The sequence below is a fragment of the Pseudomonas sp. P5_A12 genome (assembly GCF_056400685.1).
Genome location: NZ_JBFUKU010000371.1, coordinates 1 through 4,481, shown reverse-complemented (window position 1 = coordinate 4,481; position 4,481 = coordinate 1). Strand labels below are relative to the sequence as shown.

Sequence of the window (4,481 nt, the reverse complement as noted above, 5' to 3'; positions counted from 1 at the left end):
GTAATGCCGAGCAGGCCCATGTCGCCGAATTTGCGCCACAGGTCGGCGGGGAACAGGTTGTCGATGTCGATCTGAGCCGCGCGCGGGGCGATCTCTTTGGCGACGAAGGACTGAACCTGATCGCGCAGCATGTCGATGGTTTCACCGAGGGCAAAATTCAGGGATGGATAGCTCATGGGGCACCTTTTGGCTTTTTTGTTGGGCGGGGAGGGCAGTGATTCGCTTCTCACCTTTACGTTAACGTAAGCCTGTGACGAATGGCTGTCAATCACCCTTTACGTTAACGTCAACTTGAGCGAGAGTAGAGCCAGTTCAAGATTGAAAAGCGGACCAGCCGCCAGCCCATAAATAAAGACAATAGGGGTCATCATGGATCAACCCAGTGCAAGCCCGCAGCGCAGCTATACCCGTGGTTCCCAGGACAAAGCCTTGCTGGCGATGACCATCGGCCAGGCATTCGATAATACCGTTGCGCAGTACGCGAACGGGGAGGCGCTGGTCGTGCGCCATCAGCAGGTGCGATACACCTGGAAGCAATTGGCCGACGCCGTAGACCTGCATGCCAGAGCGCTGCTCGCGCTGGGCTTGCAGGCCGGTGATCGTCTCGGCATTTGGGCACCGAACTGCGCACAGTGGTGCATCAGCCAGTTTGCCAGTGCGAAAATCGGCGTGATTCTGGTCAACATCAACCCTGCGTACCGCAGTTCCGAACTCGAATACGTGTTGAAGCAATCTGGTTGTCACTGGCTGGTCTGCGCCGGCGCGTTCAAAACCTCCGATTATCACGGGATGCTGCAAGGCCTCGTTCCTGAGCTTGCCGAGCAATCCATCGGACAATTGCACAGCGAACGTCTGCCCGACCTGCGCGGTGTCATCAGTCTGGATGCGCAGCCGCCTTCAGGTTTTCTGCCGTGGTCGCAATTGGCGGATCTGGCTGCCAGCGTTTCGATGGAGCAGTTGCGCGAGCGCCAGGACAGCCTGCATTTCGATCAGCCGGTGAACATCCAGTACACCTCTGGCACCACCGGGTTCCCGAAGGGTGCGACCCTCAGTCACTACAATATTCTCAACAACGGTTACATGGTTGGCGAAAGCCTCGGCCTGACCGCCGATGATCGCCTGGTGATCCCGGTGCCGCTGTATCACTGCTTCGGCATGGTCATGGGCAACCTCGGCTGCATCACCCACGGCAGCACCATGATTTACCCGAACGACGCCTTCGATCCGCTCCAGACCCTGGCCACCGTCGCCGAAGAAAAAGCTACGGCGCTGTATGGCGTACCGACCATGTTCATCGCCATGCTCGATCAGCCCAAACGCGCCGAATTCGATCTGTCGAGCCTGCGCACCGGGATCATGGCCGGTGCCACGTGCCCCATCGAGGTGATGCGCCGGGTCATCAACGAAATGCACATGAACGAAGTGCAGATTGCCTACGGCATGACCGAGACAAGCCCTGTGTCGTTGCAGACTGGTCCTTCAGACGAGTTGGAGTTACGCGTGACCACCGTCGGCCGTACCCAGCCGCAGCTGGAAAGCAAAATCATCGACGAGGCCGGTAACCTCGTGCCGCGCGGCACCATTGGCGAACTGTGCACCCGCGGTTACAGCGTAATGCTCGGTTACTGGAACAACCCGCAAGGCACTGCCGAGGCCATCGATCAGGCCGGCTGGATGCACACCGGCGACCTGGCGAGCATGAACGACGAGGGCTATGTAAACATTGCCGGGCGCAACAAGGACATGATCATCCGGGGCGGTGAGAACGTTTACCCGCGGGAGCTGGAAGAGTTCTTCTTTACCCACCCGGCGGTGGCGGATGTGCAAGTGATCGGCATCCCGTGCTCGCGTTATGGCGAAGAAATTGTCGCCTGGATCAAATTCCACCCGGGCCACAGCGCCACCGAGCAAGAGCTGCAAGCCTGGTGCAAGGAGCGCATCGCGCACTTCAAAACGCCGCGTTACTTCAAGTTCGTGGAGGAGTTTCCGATGACCGTGACCGGCAAGATTCAAAAATTCCGGATGCGCGAGATCAGCGTCGCGGAGCTCAAAGCGAAGCTGTAGGAGCTGGCTTGCCAGCGAAGGCGATGGATCGGTCGAGGATGTATTGACTGACACGCCGCCATCGCGAGCAAGCTTGCTCCTACAGGTGTGGCGGTGAAAAAGTTAAACGCCAGACAGCACAAAGGGGAGCCGAAGCTCCCCTTTAATTTGTCGTTGCGCGTGCTCTTTTTTTGTTATTGAGGGGCGGTCTGTTTTTGTTTTTGGAAACCGTGACCCTTTACCGCTGTTTTTGTCGATCCCCATCCGGGATCAAGAGCAAACGTATTTTTTTGAGCGCTGATCTACTTTTTCGCTGAGCGATCCAACCAGTTCGGGAGCTACCTGAAGGTAGTTTTATTGTTCTCTGCCCGGTTGCGGGTAACTCCGAAAAGCACCCTGAAAAGCACATCTTCTCCAAAAAAATCTGTTAGCTGCGTCTCTGCCGTGTTGTTTTTGTTATGTCAGAGTCGTTACGTCTTATTTTTATTAGTGCTTGCTGCTTTTTTTGTTCTTGTTATGCAGTAGAGGTAGCAGGACCCGTGCCAACTTTTTAAAACCCTTTAAAATCAATGGTTTGAGATTTTGTGGGATTTTTCTGTAGATCGAATCCTGACTATTTGTTTCCGTGTTACTCGCTTGCCCCCACGTTTCTGACGTCGCGGTAACACCTTGGGACCTCACTGTGCACTACGAGCCTTGGCCACACGCGAACCGGTCGGACGCCCCAGCACCGTGCAGATTTGTTGACCGGCCAGGATCAACGCATCCAGATCGATACCGGTCTCGATACCCAAGCCATTGAGCAGGTACACCACGTCTTCGGTGGCAACGTTACCGCTGGCGCCCTTGGCGTACGGGCAACCGCCGAGGCCCGCGATGGAGCTGTCAAACACCGAGATACCCTCCAGCAGGCTGGCGTAGATGTTGGCCATGGCCTGACCGTAGGTGTCGTGGAAGTGCCCGGCGAGTTTTTCACGGGGCACGTCGGCCGCGACTACCTCGAACATTTTGCGGGTGGCGCCCGCGGTGCCCGTGCCGATAGTGTCGCCCAGCGACACTTCGTAACAGCCCATGGCGTAGAGCTCGCGCGCAACCCGGGCGACTTGCTCGGGGGCGACGTTACCTTCGTAAGGGCAGCCCAGCACACAGGACACATAACCGCGCACGCTCACGCCATGTTGTTTGGCGGCGTCCATGATCGGCACGAAACGCTCCAGGCTTTCGCTGATCGAGCAGTTGATGTTGCGCTGGGAAAACGCTTCGGACGCGGCAGCGAACACTGCAACTTCCTTCACGCCCGCTGCCATCGCGTCTTCAAATCCACGCAGGTTGGGAGCGAGGGCGCCATAGGTCACGCCGGGTTTGCGCTGGATCTGCGCGAACACTTCAGCGGAGCCGGCCATTTGCGGCACCCATTTGGGCGAGACGAAACTGCCGACTTCTATATAGCCGAGGCCGGCGGCGGTCAGCGCGTCGACCAGTTGCACCTTGTCGGCAACGCTGATCGGTTGGGCTTCGTTTTGCAGACCGTCGCGGGGGCCGACTTCGACAATGCGTACGTGGGTGGGAAGGGACATGGCATTGGACCTGTTGTAATTGTATGAATGTTCACAGAACCCCTGTGGGAGTGAGCCTGCTCGCGATAGCGGTCTATCAGCCAACATCAATATTGAATGTAAGTCCGCCATCGCGAGCAGGCTCGCTCTCACAGGGGGATTGTGTTGATCTACTGGATAACCTTCTGGCTTTGGATGGTCTGCTCCAGCGCCTGGGTGCAGCGCTCCTGCGCGGTGTCCAGCTCCAGCTTCATCTGCTCGATGTCGAGCATCTGCTGTTCCAGCTGTTCGCGGCGCTCGGCAATCTTGCTCAACATGGTTTGCAGTTGTTTCTGATTGCCGCCGGTGGGGTCATACAGCTCGATCAGCTCGCGGCACTCGGCCAGGGAGAAGCCAATGCGCTTGCCCCGCAGGATCAGCTTCAGGCTGACCTTGTCGCGGGGCGAGTAAATGCGTTCCTGGCCGCGACGCTCGGGGCTGAGCAGGCCTTGTTCTTCATAGAAGCGGATGGCCCGCGTGGTGATGTCGAGCTCGCGGGCGAGGTCGGAAATGCTGTAGGTCTGGCTGCTCATGGAAGCGCTCGAAAAAGGTCATGGCGCTAAGCTAATGGCAGGTTGACGTTTACGTCAAGGGGCAGGGGGCTTCTGTGTTCTTGCGGACCTCATCGCGGGCAAGCCCGCTTCCACAGGAGATCCTCAGTGAATGAACGAGCCCCATGAAAGACAGGACACCGTTTCCCCCTTACGATAAGGGATAGGCAAACGGTTATGTTTATGACTAACAGCAACGATAAGAGTGGGGAGCTTTTGGGCCAGGAGCGGCGGCGCCGCTGGAGCCCGGAGCAAAAGCTGGCGATGGTTCGCGAGAGCCTTGAGCCAGGAC

General features: G+C 57.7%; 5 protein-coding genes. 2 read left to right on the top strand and 3 right to left on the bottom strand.

Going from position 1 to position 4,481, the window contains the following annotated elements; genetic code table 11:
* Positions 1–176 (bottom strand): acyl-CoA dehydrogenase family protein (locus AC1DSG_RS28090; protein ID WP_477793785.1); only part of this gene is annotated, 176 nt, incomplete at its 3' end.
* A 193-nt stretch (positions 177–369) separates the two neighbouring features.
* Here AC1DSG_RS28090 and AC1DSG_RS28085 point away from each other — a divergent pair.
* A complete protein-coding gene (locus AC1DSG_RS28085) occupies positions 370–2,064 on the top strand; it encodes an AMP-binding protein (protein WP_477793783.1) in 1,695 nt (564 codons plus the stop codon).
* Positions 2,065–2,720: 656 nt separating this feature from the next.
* Here the strand turns inward: AC1DSG_RS28085 and AC1DSG_RS28080 are convergent.
* A complete protein-coding gene (locus AC1DSG_RS28080) occupies positions 2,721–3,620 on the bottom strand; it encodes a hydroxymethylglutaryl-CoA lyase (protein ID WP_477793782.1) in 900 nt (299 codons plus the stop codon).
* A 149-nt stretch (positions 3,621–3,769) separates the two neighbouring features.
* Positions 3,770–4,171 (bottom strand): MerR family transcriptional regulator, encoded by a 402-nt coding sequence (locus AC1DSG_RS28075; RefSeq protein WP_477793781.1) that lies wholly within the window; start codon positions 4,169–4,171, stop codon positions 3,770–3,772.
* A 201-nt stretch (positions 4,172–4,372) separates the two neighbouring features.
* Between AC1DSG_RS28075 and AC1DSG_RS28070 the strand changes: the two genes are divergently transcribed.
* Positions 4,373–4,481, top strand: a 109-nt coding sequence (locus tag AC1DSG_RS28070) for a transposase (RefSeq protein ID WP_477793784.1), incomplete at its 3' end; no start/stop codon positions are given.